This is a genomic window from Alphaproteobacteria bacterium (assembly GCA_015231795.1).
Lineage (GTDB): Bacteria > Pseudomonadota > Alphaproteobacteria > Rhodospirillales > WMHbin7 > WMHbin7.
This window is the reverse complement of record JADGAX010000005.1, coordinates 34,972-48,526: the sequence shown is the minus strand read 5'-3', so window position 1 is coordinate 48,526 and position 13,555 is coordinate 34,972. Positions and strand designations below refer to the sequence as shown.

Annotated in this window: 15 protein-coding genes and 1 riboswitch; of the genes, 10 read left to right on the top strand and 5 right to left on the bottom strand. The window is 60.1% G+C overall.

Translation table 11 applies throughout. The features are described from left to right. Positions 1–55: 55 nt before the first annotated feature. The 3 genes from HQL44_11595 to trxA all read right to left on the bottom strand — a co-directional run bounded on the left by HQL44_11595 (position 56) and on the right by trxA (position 2,394). Positions 56–1,441 (bottom strand): methyl-accepting chemotaxis protein, encoded by a 1,386-nt coding sequence (locus tag HQL44_11595; GenBank protein ID MBF0269225.1) that lies wholly within the window; start codon positions 1,439–1,441, stop codon positions 56–58. A 124-nt stretch (positions 1,442–1,565) separates the two neighbouring features. Beyond that, complete coding sequence (locus HQL44_11590; protein ID MBF0269224.1) at positions 1,566–2,009, bottom strand: GNAT family N-acetyltransferase; 444 nt, start codon at positions 2,007–2,009, stop codon at positions 1,566–1,568. A 70-nt stretch (positions 2,010–2,079) separates the two neighbouring features. Next, entirely contained in the window at positions 2,080–2,394 is a 315-nt protein-coding gene (gene trxA, locus HQL44_11585; GenBank protein ID MBF0269223.1) for a thioredoxin TrxA, read from the bottom strand. A gap of 191 nt (positions 2,395–2,585) precedes the next feature. Next, positions 2,586–2,674, top strand: a riboswitch (glycine riboswitch). A gap of 147 nt (positions 2,675–2,821) precedes the next feature. On the opposite strand from trxA, the gene gcvT reads away from it, so the two are divergent. Genes gcvT through HQL44_11560 form a run of 5 tightly spaced genes read left to right on the top strand, consistent with a single transcriptional unit; the run spans position 2,822 to position 7,906 of the window. Further along, positions 2,822–3,934 carry a glycine cleavage system aminomethyltransferase GcvT gene (gcvT, locus tag HQL44_11580; protein MBF0269222.1) on the top strand — a complete coding sequence of 371 codons (1,113 nt, stop codon included), beginning with the start codon at positions 2,822–2,824 and terminating at the stop codon, positions 3,932–3,934. 12 nt (positions 3,935–3,946) lie between these two features. Then, positions 3,947–4,327, top strand: coding sequence for a glycine cleavage system protein GcvH (gene gcvH / locus HQL44_11575; GenBank protein ID MBF0269221.1), 381 nt, complete (start codon positions 3,947–3,949; stop codon positions 4,325–4,327). A 13-nt stretch (positions 4,328–4,340) separates the two neighbouring features. Beyond that, positions 4,341–5,687, top strand: coding sequence for an aminomethyl-transferring glycine dehydrogenase subunit GcvPA (gcvPA, locus tag HQL44_11570; protein ID MBF0269220.1), 1,347 nt, complete (start codon positions 4,341–4,343; stop codon positions 5,685–5,687). Further along, positions 5,684–7,174, top strand: a complete 1,491-nt coding sequence (gene gcvPB, locus HQL44_11565; GenBank protein MBF0269219.1) for an aminomethyl-transferring glycine dehydrogenase subunit GcvPB — start codon at positions 5,684–5,686, stop codon at positions 7,172–7,174. Before gcvPA ends, gcvPB begins: the two co-directional genes overlap by 4 nt. A gap of 27 nt (positions 7,175–7,201) precedes the next feature. Beyond that, entirely contained in the window at positions 7,202–7,906 is a 705-nt protein-coding gene (locus tag HQL44_11560) for a class I SAM-dependent methyltransferase (protein ID MBF0269218.1), read from the top strand. A gap of 165 nt (positions 7,907–8,071) precedes the next feature. Here HQL44_11560 and HQL44_11555 read toward each other — a convergent pair whose 3' ends face one another. After that, positions 8,072–8,896, bottom strand: coding sequence for a DUF1311 domain-containing protein (locus HQL44_11555; protein MBF0269217.1), 825 nt, complete (start codon positions 8,894–8,896; stop codon positions 8,072–8,074). Positions 8,897–8,989: 93 nt separating this feature from the next. Beyond that, positions 8,990–9,493, bottom strand: coding sequence for an N-acetyltransferase (locus tag HQL44_11550; protein ID MBF0269216.1), 504 nt, complete (start codon positions 9,491–9,493; stop codon positions 8,990–8,992). 173 nt (positions 9,494–9,666) lie between these two features. On the opposite strand from HQL44_11550, the gene HQL44_11545 reads away from it, so the two are divergent. Genes HQL44_11545 through HQL44_11525 form a run of 5 tightly spaced genes read left to right on the top strand, consistent with a single transcriptional unit; the run spans position 9,667 to position 13,534 of the window. Beyond that, positions 9,667–10,332, top strand: a complete 666-nt coding sequence (locus tag HQL44_11545; protein MBF0269215.1) for an ATP phosphoribosyltransferase — start codon at positions 9,667–9,669, stop codon at positions 10,330–10,332. Next, positions 10,322–11,614 (top strand): histidinol dehydrogenase, encoded by a 1,293-nt coding sequence (gene hisD / locus HQL44_11540; GenBank protein MBF0269214.1) that lies wholly within the window; start codon positions 10,322–10,324, stop codon positions 11,612–11,614. The genes HQL44_11545 and hisD overlap by 11 nt, the downstream gene beginning before the upstream one ends. A 4-nt stretch (positions 11,615–11,618) precedes the next feature. Further along, entirely contained in the window at positions 11,619–12,098 is a 480-nt protein-coding gene (locus tag HQL44_11535; protein ID MBF0269213.1) for a UPF0262 family protein, read from the top strand. A 6-nt stretch (positions 12,099–12,104) separates the two neighbouring features. Next, positions 12,105–12,548, top strand: a complete 444-nt coding sequence (locus tag HQL44_11530; GenBank protein MBF0269212.1) for an arsenate reductase ArsC — start codon at positions 12,105–12,107, stop codon at positions 12,546–12,548. Next, positions 12,545–13,534, top strand: a complete 990-nt coding sequence (locus HQL44_11525; GenBank protein ID MBF0269211.1) for a methyltransferase domain-containing protein — start codon at positions 12,545–12,547, stop codon at positions 13,532–13,534. Before HQL44_11530 ends, HQL44_11525 begins: the two co-directional genes overlap by 4 nt. Positions 13,535–13,555 lie beyond the last annotated feature (21 nt).

Sequence of the window (13,555 nt, the reverse complement as noted above, 5' to 3'; positions counted from 1 at the left end):
GAGCGGAAGCCTAGCGCGCACAGCGCGCGCCCGGCGCTTGAGGGCCGATTATATCCTACACATAACCCATGCGAAAGCCGCCCCAGTGCCGCCCCTTGACCATGATGGGGGCCGAGCAATCCTTCATCATCGCCATATTGCCGCCGCCCATGTCGCGCTTGTAGGTTTTCAGCAGAAAGGACTTCTGGTTTTTGGCGGCGGCCAGTCCGGCGGGATCGTTGAACAGGCGCCGGTTGCGGCAGTTGGCGGTGTTCCAAGCGCTGTCGCCCGGCTTCTGGGCCTGGGAATATTTCTTGTTGTGGGTGGGCAGATAGCCGTTGCGATCCACGGCGGCGCAAAAAATGATGCGGTCGCTGGCGGCCAGCAGGGGTTCTTGGATTTCCGGCAGCGCCTGATCGGTGAATTCGGTGAAGCGCGCCATCAGTTGCTGGGGATCGGTGCCGCCGATGGGACGATAATTCTCGTCGAACAGGGCGTCTTGGCCAATCCGTCCCTTATCGATGGCGTCTTCGAACAGGGAACCGATTTTGGCCGCGGCGTCTTGCACCATGCGGATGAAGGGCGAGTCCGGCAGATCGATGCCGACGCTCATCGACACTTCGATCAAGGTTTCCGATTCGGCCATCAGCTTGTCGAGGCGCCCGTTGGCGTCATGCAGACGTTCGCTTTCCTCGCGGATGTCGACATTGATGGCGGCGATGGTTTCGGTCATGCGCAAGCGGTCGGATTCCCCCGACTGGCCCGCATGCACGATTTCTTCGATATGTTCGTGCAGCAGACCGAACAGGGTTTGCGTGTCGTCGACGAAGCCCGACAGATCGTCGGTGGACGACATCACCTTGTCGGCGCAGGTCAGGCTGGTGGCGTTCTCCTGGGTCACTTTGCCGCTTAGATCGTTCAACTCGCGCACGGTGTTGGCGATCAACTGGGTGGCGTCGCTGGTTTGGGCGGCCAGGGCCTTGACCTCGCTGGCCACCACGGCGAAGCCCTTGCCCATCTCGCCCGCCCTGGCGGCTTCGATGGTGGCGTTCAGGGCCAGCATGCGGGTTTGGCGGGCGATGGTTTCGATGCGTTCGGACACGCCTTCGACCCTGGTGAGCGATTCGGTAAGCGCGTTCATGTGGCTTTCCGTGCGCTTCACGCCATCGACCAGGGTCTGGATCGAGCTTCTGGCCAAAGTCAGCGAGTTTTGCGATTCCTGCGTGATGTCGGAAACCGATTCCGAGACCTGTTGGGCCAAGCCTGCCGTCTCGCCCAGTTTGGCGTTGGTGTCGGCCAATCCGCCCGCGACGGAATTCAGCATGTCGACTTGCTTGGCCTGATCCGCGAAATGTTTTGCGATGCTGTCGATATCAAGGGCGACGGCGGCCAGTTGCGTCCAAATGCCGCCAATCGCCTGTCCAATGACGGCGTTCGATCCTGCGTCCCCATCAAGAGCCATGTTGCCTCTCCTTCTTTTGAAGAAAGGCTACAGGCAAAATCACGCGAATAGTACGATAATCTTATATTTCGCAGATGCGAATAACTCTCTTAAATTATTCAAGAAATTACTTTCAAAAATTTCTTTAAGTGATCAATCTCATAGGGGTCATTTCAGACAGATTAAAACCGTGGCGGGCGTAGAAACGCTGCGCCTCGACGTTCAGGCGGTCGGTCAGCAGCGTGATGCGGCCAAAACCTTGCGCGCGGGCATAGCTGACGGCATGCGCCAGCAGCCTGGATCCCAGGCCCTGCCCGCGCTGGTCGGCGCGGACCACCATATCCTCCAGCCAGCAGACCGGCTGACCCATGGCCGTGCTAACGGTAAACAGCAGACTGACCATGCCGGTTACCGCTCCCGTCTCGTCGCGAGCCACGAACAATTGTCCAACTTGCGGGTTGGACAAGATCAGAGACAGGCCGCGTTCTTGCTTCGACCGGTCGGGCGAGAAATCGGCTTCCTGGTCGAACAGCGACAACAACAGGTCGGTCATGCCCTGGAGATCATTTTCGGCGGCGTTGAAAATCATCTTATCCCTTTCCGGCAGCAAAAAGGCCGCACCCTTCGGCGCGGCCTTTGCACGTCAACGCATCTTGGTCTTACAGGGCCGAATCGACCCATTCATACAGCTTGCTCTTGGGCAGGGCGCCGATCTTGGTCGCCGCCACCTGGCCGTTCTTGAAGATCATCAGCGTGGGAATGCCGCGCACGCCGTACTTCGAGGGCGTGGCCGGGTTCTCGTCGATATTGACCTTGGCGACGCTGATCTTGGCGGCATAGTCCTTCGACAGTTCTTCCAGCGCCGGCGCGATCTGGCGGCAAGGCCCGCACCATTCGGCCCAGAAATCGACCAGAACGGGACCAGGGGCCTTCAACACCTCGGCTTCGAAATCGGCGTCAGTAACCTGCTTCATGAGGACTAATCCTTGGCTTGGGTTTGGATGAGGTGCCGTTAAGATAGGAACGGCCAGCGCAAAAATCCAGCCGAGTCTAGAAAGATGTTACCCATACGTCAAGGGACAGAACGACAACTCATTGAATTCGTTGGCTTGACTTAGGCGGCTTGACTGGGGACGCGGCCCAACTAGGATGACGCCGTCCAAATCGACTTCCCCCGGGAGAGACTGGCTGACCCCAGCGCCGAAGGAGCAACCGCCCCTGGAAACTCTCAGGCAAAAGGACCGGGAGAAGAGGACATCTGGAAAGCAGGCCGCCGTTCTTTTTCAATGCGGCGCCTCACCGAAGAAGTAAGCCGGTGCCTGCATCGGTGAATCTTTCAGGTCGCACGGACAGAGGGGGGCGCAAAGTGGACTCTGCCGCTGCCCCGAAAGGATTCCGTCCGTGAGCTTGCCAGACGATCTTAAAACGACGCCGCTCTACCATCTGCACCAGGAATTGGGCGGCAAGTTGGTGCCCTTTGCCGGGTACGCCATGCCGGTCAATTATCCGATGGGCGTGCTGAAGGAGCATCTGCATACCCGCGCCCATGCCGGTTTGTTCGACGTGTCGCATATGGGCGTGGTGTCGCTGATCGGCGATGGGGCTGACAAAGCGCTGGAAAGTTTGGTTCCCGCCGATATCTGCGGACTGGGCGAGGGCCGCCAGCGCTATAGCCAATTCACCAACGCCAGGGGCGGCATCGAAGACGATCTGATGGTGCTGCGCCTGCCTGACCGCTTGTCGCTGGTGGTCAACGCCGCTTGCAAACATCAAGACATCGCGCATCTGGCGCTGCATCTGGAACCCAAGGGCATCAAGGTGGTCGCCCATGCCGACTGGGCGCTGCTGGCCTTGCAAGGACCCGGCGCCGCCCAGGCTTTGGCGCCGCTGTCGCCCGAGGCCGTCAAATTGGTCTTCATGTCGGGCGGCGAGATGGCTGTCGGGGGTGTGCCCTGTCTGGTCACCCGTTCGGGCTATACCGGCGAGGACGGTTACGAAATCGCCATGCCCGCCGACAAGTGCGAAGAGATCGCCAGAAAGCTGCTGGCCCAGCCGGGCGTCGCCCCCATCGGTTTGGGCGCTAGGGATTCGCTGCGCCTGGAAGCCGGGCTGTGTCTGTACGGTTCCGACATCGACCAGACGACCAGCCCCGTCGAGGCGGGCTTGGTCTGGAGCATCGGCAAGCGCAGGCGCGAAGAAGGCGGCTTTGCGGGCGATGGCGTGATCCTGGCGCATTTGAAGAATGGCGCGGCAAGGAAGCGGGTCGGCATCAAGCCAGACGGCAAGGCGCCGGCCAGGGCGCATACGGAAATTCAAGACATGAGCGGCAAGCCCATCGGCGAAATCACTTCGGGCGGTTTTGGCCCTTCGGTCGACGGCCCTGTCGCCATGGGCTATGTCGATAGCGCCCATGCCGCGCCCGGAACGCCGGTTCAACTGATCGTGCGCGACAAGCCCATGTCGGCCCATGTCGTGGCGCTGCCGTTTTTCCCGCATCGTTATTTCAAAGGTTAGAAGGGGACTTCCATGACCGTTTTGCGCTTCACCAACGAACATGAATGGATCAGCTTTGACGAAGGCGTCGCCACCGTCGGCATTACCGATTTCGCCGCCCATCAGTTGGGCGACATCGTTTTCGTCGAACTGCCGGAAATCGGCAAGGCCGTCGCCAAGGCCGGGCAGGCCGCCGTGGTGGAATCGGTGAAAGCCGCCAGCGAAGTTTATTCGCCAGCCAGCGGTACGGTGACCGCCATCAATCAGGCGATCGTCGATCAGCCCGGCCATGTCAACGAATCGCCCGAAGGCGACGGTTGGTTCTACAAGATGACCCTGTCTGCTCCCGGCGAATTGTCGGGCCTGATGGATAAAGCAGCTTACGACGCCTATCTGAAGACGCTCGATCACTGAAGGGTTTCTCAAAATGCGTTTCCTGCCGCTCACCGATGCCGACCGGGCCGACATGCTGAAGGCCGTTGGCGCCAAAAGCGTCGACGACCTGTTTTGCGACGTTCCGGCAACGGCCCGCCAATCGGGCGCTTTGCCTTTGCCCAAGGGCTTAAGCGAATTGGAGGTCGAGCGCAAACTAAGCGCCATGGCGGCCAAGAACATGGCGGCTTCGGACGTGCCTTGTTTCCTGGGGGCGGGGGCTTATCGCCATCATATTCCGGCGGCCATCGATCAGTTGCTGACCAGGGGCGAGTTTCTCACCGCCTACACGCCCTATCAGCCCGAAGTCAGCCAGGGAACGCTGCAATATCTGTTCGAATTCCAGACCCAGGTGGCGCTGATCACCGGCATGGAAGTGGCCAACGCCTCGTTGTATGACGGTGCCACCGCCTGCGCCGAGGCGGCCTTGATGGCGGCCCGCGTGACCAAGCGGGCCAAGGTGCTGATCTCGGGCAATGTGCATCCGCATTACCGCGAAGTGACGGCGACCCAGGCCAAGTTCACCCATCTCGAGGTCGAGGCGCTGGCCCCCGATCCCTTTGGGCTGGAAGATCTGATGGGCCGCGTCGATTCCCAAACCGCCTGCGTGATTGTGCAATTGCCGGGCTTCTTCGGACAATTAAGCGATTTTTCGGCGCTGGCGAAAACCTGTCAGGCCGAAGGGGCGCTGCTGGTGGTGGCGGTGACCGAGCCGGTGGCGCTGGGTGCTGTCATGTCGCCCGGCGAGATGGGGGCCGACATCGTGATCGGCGACGGCGCGTCGCTTGGCGTGGGGCTTAATTTCGGCGGTCCCGGTCTGGGCCTGATGGCGGTGAAGGAAAAATACGTCCGCCAGATGCCGGGCCGATTGATCGGCGAAACGGTGGATGCCGACGGCAAGCGCGGCTGGGTGCTCACACTTTCCACCCGCGAGCAGCATATCCGGCGCGAGAAGGCGACCAGCAACATCTGCACCAATTCCGGCCTGTGCGCGCTGGCCTTCTCGATGCACATGACCTTTTTGGGCGAGGCCGGTTTCACCAAGCTGGCGCAACTGAACCATGCCAGGGCCGTGCAATTGGCCGAGCGCCTCGCCAACGTCAAGGGCGTTAAGCTGTTGAGCAAAACCTTCTTCAACGAATTCGCGGTTCAGCTTTCGAAGCCCGCCGCCCAAGTGGTGGAGGAGCTGGCGGCCAAGCGCATTCTGGCGGGCGTGCCGGTCAGCCGCTTTTATCCAACTTGGCCCGAGATGGAAAATCTGATGCTGATCGCCGTTACCGAAACCGTAGCCGACGAGGACATGGACGCCTTGATTTCAGGCCTGTCGGAGGTGTTGTCATGAGCCTGGAAAGCTATACCGGCAATCGCGGCCTTGTGATCGAAGAACCCTTGATCTTCGAACAGGGCGAGCCGCAACGCTCCGCGGTCGATCTGCCCGACCTTCCCGCCGTGACCGATCGTTTGGGCGGCTTGGCCCGCAAGGGCAATATCGGCTTGCCGGGATTGGCCGAACCCGAATGCGTGCGCCATTACACGCGCCTGTCGCAGAAGAATTTCGGCATCGACACCGGCTTTTATCCGCTGGGGTCTTGCACCATGAAGCACAATCCGCGCCTGAGCGAGAAGGCGGCGCGCTTGAACGGTTTCGCCAACATCCATCCTTTGCAGCCCGAAACCACTGTGCAAGGCGCTTTGGAAGCGGTTTCGCTGTTGGGCCAATGGCTGATGGATTTGACCGGCATGAGCGCGGTGGCGATGAGCCCTGCCGCAGGCGCACATGGTGAATTGTGCGGCTTGATGGCGATCAGGGCCGCGCTGGAAGACAAGGGCGATGCCCGCCAGATCGTGCTGGTGCCGGAATCGGCGCATGGCACCAATCCGGCCACGGCGGCTCTGTGCGGCTATCAGGTGGTGTCGATTCCCGCCAACGAAAAGGGCCGCGTGGATGTGGCGGCGCTGAAGGCCAAGCTGGACAACAAAGTGGCGGCGTTGATGCTGACCAACCCCAACACTTGCGGCCTGTTCGAAAGCGAGATTTTGGAAATCGCTGCAGCCGTGAAGGCGGCGGGCGCTTATTTCTACTGCGATGGCGCCAATTTCAACGCCATCGTTGGGCGCGTGAAGGTGGCCGATCTGGGCATCGACTGCATGCACATCAATCTGCACAAAACCTTTTCCACCCCGCATGGCGGCGGCGGGCCGGGCGCTGGCCCGGTGGTGTTGAGCGAACGTTTGGTCGCCTATGCGCCGGTGCCGTTCGTGCGCAAGGGCAAGAACGGGCTGGAACTGGTGGAACATTGCCTGGGCGAGGCCGAAAAAAGTTTCGGGCGCATGAAGGGCTTCCACGGCCAGTTCGGCGTGATGATTAGGGCACTCGCCTATATCCTGTCGATGGGCGGCAATGGGTTGTGGCAGGCCTCGTCGGATGCCGTACTCAACGCCAATTATCTGCTGGCAAGGTTGAGCGCTGAACTCACACCTTCCTTCCCCGGGCCTTGCATGCATGAAGCGCTGTTCGACGACCGCTTCTTGAAGGATACGGGTGTCACCACGCTTGATTTCGCCAAGGCGATGATCGACGAGGGCTTCCATCCCATGACCATGTATTTCCCGCTGGTCGTGCATGGCGCGTTGCTGATGGAACCCACCGAGTCCGAGAGCAAACAGACGCTGGATATCTATGTCGAAACGCTGCTGTCGCTGGCGAAGAAGGCCAAGGCGGGCAATGCGGCGGAAGATTTCAAGGCCGCTCCGCGCTTAACCCCGCGCCGTCGCTTGGATGAAACTAGGGCGGCGCGCAGTCCGGTGTTGAGGTGGAAACCAGTTTGATTTAGCGCTTTATGGAGATGATCGGGAATGCAGGCTGAAGCCAGGACCTACCTTCTCGACATCTCCAGGGAAACGCTGCTTGGTCTGTTGGACAAGGGCAAGCGCTTCGCCGAAGTCGGCGTCGCCGAGGGCGTGTTCTCCCAGGAAACCTTGAACCGCTGCCAGCCGGAAAACTTGCTGTTGGTCGACCCTTGGATTTGCCAGGAGGGCGACGACTACGCATACGACATCAACAATGTGGATGCCGCCCGGCAAGAGGCCCGCTTCGAAGCCGTCTGCAAGAAATTTGAAGGACGTAATGTCGAGATTCTCAGGATGTCCTCACTGGACGCAGCGGCATTGGTCGCCGACGTCTCGCTCGATTATATCTATATTGACGCCAACCACTCCTTCGAGGCCGTGACTGAAGATATCAATGCTTGGTGGCCCAAGCTGAAGCCTGACGGCGTGCTGATGGGCCACGACTACGCCAATCACTTTGCAGCCATGCAAGCGGGTTTTGGCGTGGTTGAGGCAGTCAACAACTTCGTTTTGGAATCAGGATGCGCCTTTATCGGCATCACCCACGAAACCTATCCCTATCCCACTTTTATTCTGGCCAAATCCTGGCATGCCAAGTCGGGCGAGATTCTTGACCGCTCGCCCATCCTGTGTTCGTTCGACACCGGGCGCATGAATTGGCAAGTGTTGCCGATGCCGGACGGCACGGCGAAGATATTTTTGAAATTCTGAGAGGGCGGCGCGGAGGATTTCAAGGCGGCACCTCGCCTGACGCCGCGCCGTCGCTTGGATGAAACCAGGGCGGCCAGAAACCCGGTGTTGAGGTGGAAGCAGTCCTAATCCTGCTCTAATCCGTCATGCGCGGACTTGATCCGCGCATCTGACCTTCGGCGGGGATTACTTCACAGGGATGATTCGGCAACGTTGATTGTATTTCCATCCCTTGCTTCCGAAACCATCCCCTTCGCTGTCAGGGAGCACGCCAGTAAACTGTTCATTCGTGAAATCTTCCCCAGTGGTTATGTCCTTGGAAACGAAATTACAGACTTCCACCCTGCTGGTTGAGGCGCTTAAGACCGCTAAAGACATCCCCCCGCAGTGCCCAAATTTTACAGTAAGATCATTTATTATAAGCTTGTCATTAATCCAAATGCTTAGGCGCTCACTGGGTTGCACACCACATTTCCCATAGGGAAGCGCCTCTTCGGCTTCCCAAAGCAATCGAAGAGTTGCGCCGTTATGAAGCTTGCAAGTCAGCATATAGCCTTGATTCTGATTCTCTTCTCGGGACACAGTTGAATAAGCCAGTTTGCGCACCCCTAGCCCATCGGCACTACAGAACGCTTCGTATGAGTCATAGAGAGAGGGCAAGGCGGTGCCATTAGGGAGAGCCAGCCACCAGTTGAGATCTGAGATGCGCTCCCTATACACCTGTTCAAGGCAACGGGCGGCGCTCGCGGCATCTAATAGAGCGACATTGCATTCCTTGTTTCGCTTGCCGATCCATTTTATCTGACTGTTTTTCAGATATTGAACCTGAGTTTCTGATCTTCTAGTAAGCGCCCCGCGATAAATCATGTTCATCTTGTTATCGAGGATGGATAACGCCTCGCTTGAACAGATCAGTTTCTCTACGCCGCTTGATGCCTTGGCGCAATCGAAACTGGGTTGAGCGCGAACAGTGGAGGAGGCGCATATGACGGCGACACAGGACAGCGTCATGATGCCTCCCAATCTTGTCCATGCTCGAAAGCCCATGTAACCCCCGTTAATTGAATAACGCGGGGATAGCCTACTTGTCTTTAGATGTAAAATCTACAACCCAACCGAGAACGCCTTGTGAAAGGCGACAGCGCCCATGGGCATGTTTTCGCCTTCGAAAGCCAGGGACAGGAAATATTGCGGCGGAACACCTTCCAGTGTCAGCCGCTCGTCGGCATTGAATCCAAAGCGATCATAAAAAGCGGGATCGCCCGCCAGCACGCAGCCTCGCTTTCCCAGCTTGCGCACGGCATCCAATCCCGCCCGCACCAAAGCCGAGCCGATGCCCTGGCGCTGGCGATCCAGCCTCGCCGCCACCGGCCCCATGCCCACCCAGCCGCAATCTTGGCCCTCGATCAGAACATCGGAAAAGGCGATGTGGCCCACCACCTCGCCGCCATCCTCGGCGACCAGCGAAACCAGCAGCGCGCCTGCCTCGCGCAGCGCATCGACCAGCTTGTGTTCGATCTGGCGGCTGAAAGGGTGCGTGCGGAAAGCCGCCTCGATCAGATCGCTGATGGCCTTTTTGTCCTCGGACCTTTCGGAACGAATATTGATGGTGTCAATCATTGTATTTCAACGGGTTAGCTCCGGGCTGTGCATTGCGAGGCACAGGGTGCCCACTCATTCCCGCCAGCGCAAGCCTTCTTCTTGTCGTTTCAGGGGCTTCAACTTGCTGAAAGCGGCTCAAAAGTGTAAACATCCGGCTTCATTTGCTGGAGATATTCCAAGTGTCCGCCGCCGAACCGCTGGTCATCGCCCTGCCCAAGGGCCGCATTCTGGACGAAGCCATGCCGCTGTTGCTGGGCGTGGGGATCGAACCCGAACCCGCCTTCAACGACCCCAATTCGCGCCTGCTGCGTTTTGCCACCAATCATGCCCATATATCGATCATCAGGGTGCGTTCCTTCGACGTGGCGACCTTCGTCGCCTTCGGGGCCGCCCATCTGGGAATCGCGGGCAATGACGTGCTGATGGAATTCGACTATCCCGAGCTTTACGCGCCGCTCGATCTGGGCATCGGCAAATGCCGCCTGTCGGTGGCCGAGCCTAAGGAAATGGGCGAGGGCGACAATCCGGCGCGCTGGAGCCATGTGACGGTGGCGACCAAATATCCGCATCTGACCAAGCGCCATTTCGCCACCCGTGGCGTGCAGGCCGAATGCATCAAGCTGAACGGGGCGATGGAACTTGCCCCCTCGTTGGGCCTGGCCGGGCGCATCGTCGATCTGGTCAGTTCTGGCGCTACCTTGAAGGCCAACGGGCTGGTCGAGGTCGAGCATATCATCGACATCACGTCGCGCCTGATCGTCAATCGCGCCGCCTTGAAGACAAGGCCCGAGGAGCTGGGCGAATGGATCGAGAAATTTAGAGGCGAGGTGGCCCGTGCCGCGTAATCTGGATGCGAGTTCGCAAGGCTTCGACGCCGAATTCATGGCCCTGATCTCGGCCAAGCGCGAAACCGACCGCGATGTGAATGACACCGTGGCCGCCATCATCGCCGATGTGCGGGCCAGGGGCGACGCGGCGCTGGTCGATTACACCGCCAAGTTCGACCGTTTGAAACTGACGGCGGATGGATTGCGCTTTACGCCTGCCGAAATCAAGGCGGCGCGTGCCGCCTGTTCTGCGGAAACGCTGGCGGCGCTGGAACTGGCGGCTTCGCGCATCCAGTCCTTTCATGCGCGTCAATTGCAGGCCGACATCGATTATGTCGATGCCCAGGGCGTGCGCCTCGCCATGAAATGGCGGGCCGTGCAGGCGGCGGGGCTGTACGTGCCGGGCGGCACGGCGGCCTATCCGTCTTCGGTGCTGATGAACGCCATTCCAGCCAAGGTGGCGGGGGTTCAGCGCCTCGTCATGGTGGTGCCGACGCCGGACGGCGCGGTCAATCCCCTGGTGCTGGCGGCGGCTGAACTGTCGGGCATCGATGAGATTTGGCGCGTCGGCGGCGCGCAGGCGGTGGCCGCATTGGCCTATGGCACCGAACGCATCAAGCCGGTTGATAAAATCGTGGGGCCGGGCAACGCCTATGTAGCGGCGGCCAAGCGCCAGGTTTTTGGCCAGGTCGGCATCGATATGATCGCTGGCCCGTCCGAGATTCTGGTGGTGGCCGACAATGCCAACGATCCCGCTTGGCTGGCCGCCGATTTGTTAAGCCAAGCAGAACATGACACAGCGGCGCAATCGATCCTGATCACCGACGACAGGGCCTTTGGCGCTCGCGTGACCGAAGCGGTGGAGCATCATCTGAAAACCCTGCCTAGGGCCGAAATTGCCAGGGCCAGTTGGGAAGCCCATGGCGCGGTGGTGGTGGTGAAACATTTGGACGACGCGATTGCGTTGATCGACCGCATAGCACCCGAGCATCTGGAACTGGCCATCGAAAATCCCGAAGCCATGGCCGAGAAGGTGACGAATGCGGGCGCCATCTTCCTGGGCCGCTATACGCCCGAAGCGGTGGGCGATTATGTGGGCGGCCCCAATCATGTGCTGCCGACGGCGCGCTCGGCCCGCTTCTCATCAGGCCTGGGCGTGCAAGACTTCATGAAGCGCACCACCTGGCTGGGTTGCGATGCCGACAGCTTGGCCGCCATCGGCCCGGCGGCGGTGACGCTGACCAAGGCCGAGGGATTGGATGCGCATGGCCTGTCCGTGCGCCTGCGTCTGAACAGATAGCGCCATGCCCAACAAGCATCGCAACCGGCTGGTTCATGTGGTGCTTGACGAAAAGACCTTGGTGCGCCGCCGTCCCGAGGTCGAGCATGAACGCCAAGTCGCCCTTTACGACCTGATCGAGGAAAACAGTTTCCAGCCGGTGGGCGATTGGCAAGGCCCCTTCACGCTGCATTTGTCGATGGATGACGGCCGCATGAGCTTCGACATCCGTTCCGAAGATGGTTTTCCGCTGACAATGGTGCGTTTCGAGGTCAGGTCCTTCTACAGCTTGGTGCGCGACTATTTCATGGTTTGCGACACCTATTTCTCCTCGATCAAGTCCGCCCCCCCGTCGAAGATCGAAGCCGCCGACATGGCCAGACGAAGCCTGCACAATGAAGGAGCCAAGCTGTTGATTGAGCGCCTGAAGGACAAGATCGAGATCGATTTCGATACGGCGCGCCGCCTGTTCACCTTGCTGTGCGTGCTGCATATCCGGGGATGATTTTCGGTGCCTGACCTTCCTTCCGCCATTCTTTTCGCCTGCACCTACAACGCCGTGCGCTCGCCGATGGCCGAGGGGCTGATGAAGCGCCTGTTCGGCACGCGGATCTTCGTCGATTCCGCGGGCGTCAAGGCAGGCGAGCCGGATGGGTTCATGATCGCCGTGATGGAAGAGGAAGGCATCGACATGAGCCGCCACAAGGCCAAGACCTTCGATCATCTGGAAGACACGTCCTACGATCTGGTGATCTCGCTCAGTCCCGAGGCGCAGCACAAGGCGGTGGAACTGACCCGCAACATGGCCTGCGAAGTGGAATACTGGCCCACCTTCGACTGCACGGCCATCGACGGCGACCGCGAAACCAGGCTTGAGGCCTATCGCAAAGTGCGCGACGATTTGAAGCAAAGACTGATCAAGAAATTCATGTCCCAACGGATGGCCGATCTATGAAACCAGAAACCGACGCGCTGTTGCAGATGGGCTTGGCGGCGCACCGGGCTGGTCAGCGCGGCCAGGCCGAGGCGCGCTACCGCCAGGCCTTGAAGGCGGAACCAAGGAACGCCAGCGCCAACAATCTGCTGGGCGCGCTTTTGATGGAGATGGACAGGAATGTCGAGGCCTTGCCCTTTTTGCGCAAGGCGGCCATGAACGCGCCCGCCTATGAAGCGGCGCAAGCCAATTATGGCTCGCTTCTATATGTCTTGTCGAAAAAGGGCGAGGCGAGGCAGGCCCTGTCCGAGGCCAAGACATGGGCCAAGAAACAGCCGCAGAACAAGGTGGCCCGCCATTGGGCGGCGGCCCTGGGGGCGGGCGGGAATGTGCAGGCGGCGATGCCGGAATCCCTGGTGCGCAACACTTTCGATGGCTTCGCCAAAGATTTCGACGCCAAGCTGGCCAAACTGGGCTACCGTGCGCCCGACGCGATTGCCGACGCGTTGGAACATGTCGTGAAACCGCCCCTGGACATTCTGGATGCCGGTTGCGGCACCGGTCTGATGGGCTTGCATTTGAAGCCCTGGGCGCGCTGGCTTGCGGGCGTCGATCTGTCGCCTGCCATGATCGAGCAGGCGCGTTCCCGGAAACTGTATGACGCGTTGGAAGCGGGCGAACTGGTGGCCTATCTGAAGGCGCATGCGGACGGCTTCGATCTGATCGCGGCTGCCGATGTGTTCTGCTATCTGGGTGATTTGGCGCCGGTGCTGGCCTCGGCCAGGGCGGCGCTGCGCAAGGGCGGGCTGCTGGCCTTTACGGTCGAGGCGGCGGATGCGGGACAATTCACGCTGGGCCAAAGCGGGCGCTATGCGCATGGCGAAGACTATGTGCGCCAAGCGCTGGCGTCGGCGGGATTTTCCATTGTGTCATTGGCCCGCGACGTGGCCAGACACGAAGACGGCCAGCCGGTGCCCTGCTTCGTCGTGGTGGCGGCCAGAGATTGACGCCCATGCGACAATGCCTTA

What these genes read in the sequence shown, in the direction of transcription:
- HQL44_11595 (MBF0269225.1), bottom strand. Translation starts at nt 1,441, where the DNA reads ATGGCTCTTGATGGGGACGCAGGATCGAACGCCGTCATTGGACAGGCG.
- HQL44_11590 (MBF0269224.1), bottom strand. Translation starts at nt 2,009, where the DNA reads ATGATTTTCAACGCCGCCGAAAATGATCTCCAGGGCATGACCGACCTG.
- trxA (MBF0269223.1), bottom strand. Translation starts at nt 2,394, where the DNA reads ATGAAGCAGGTTACTGACGCCGATTTCGAAGCCGAGGTGTTGAAGGCC.
- gcvH (MBF0269221.1), top strand. Translation starts at nt 3,947, where the DNA reads ATGACCGTTTTGCGCTTCACCAACGAACATGAATGGATCAGCTTTGAC.
- gcvPA (MBF0269220.1), top strand. Translation starts at nt 4,341, where the DNA reads ATGCGTTTCCTGCCGCTCACCGATGCCGACCGGGCCGACATGCTGAAG.
- gcvPB (MBF0269219.1), top strand. Translation starts at nt 5,684, where the DNA reads ATGAGCCTGGAAAGCTATACCGGCAATCGCGGCCTTGTGATCGAAGAA.
- HQL44_11560 (MBF0269218.1), top strand. Translation starts at nt 7,202, where the DNA reads ATGCAGGCTGAAGCCAGGACCTACCTTCTCGACATCTCCAGGGAAACG.
- HQL44_11555 (MBF0269217.1), bottom strand. Translation starts at nt 8,896, where the DNA reads ATGACGCTGTCCTGTGTCGCCGTCATATGCGCCTCCTCCACTGTTCGC.
- HQL44_11535 (MBF0269213.1), top strand. Translation starts at nt 11,619, where the DNA reads ATGCCCAACAAGCATCGCAACCGGCTGGTTCATGTGGTGCTTGACGAA.
- HQL44_11525 (MBF0269211.1), top strand. Translation starts at nt 12,545, where the DNA reads ATGAAACCAGAAACCGACGCGCTGTTGCAGATGGGCTTGGCGGCGCAC.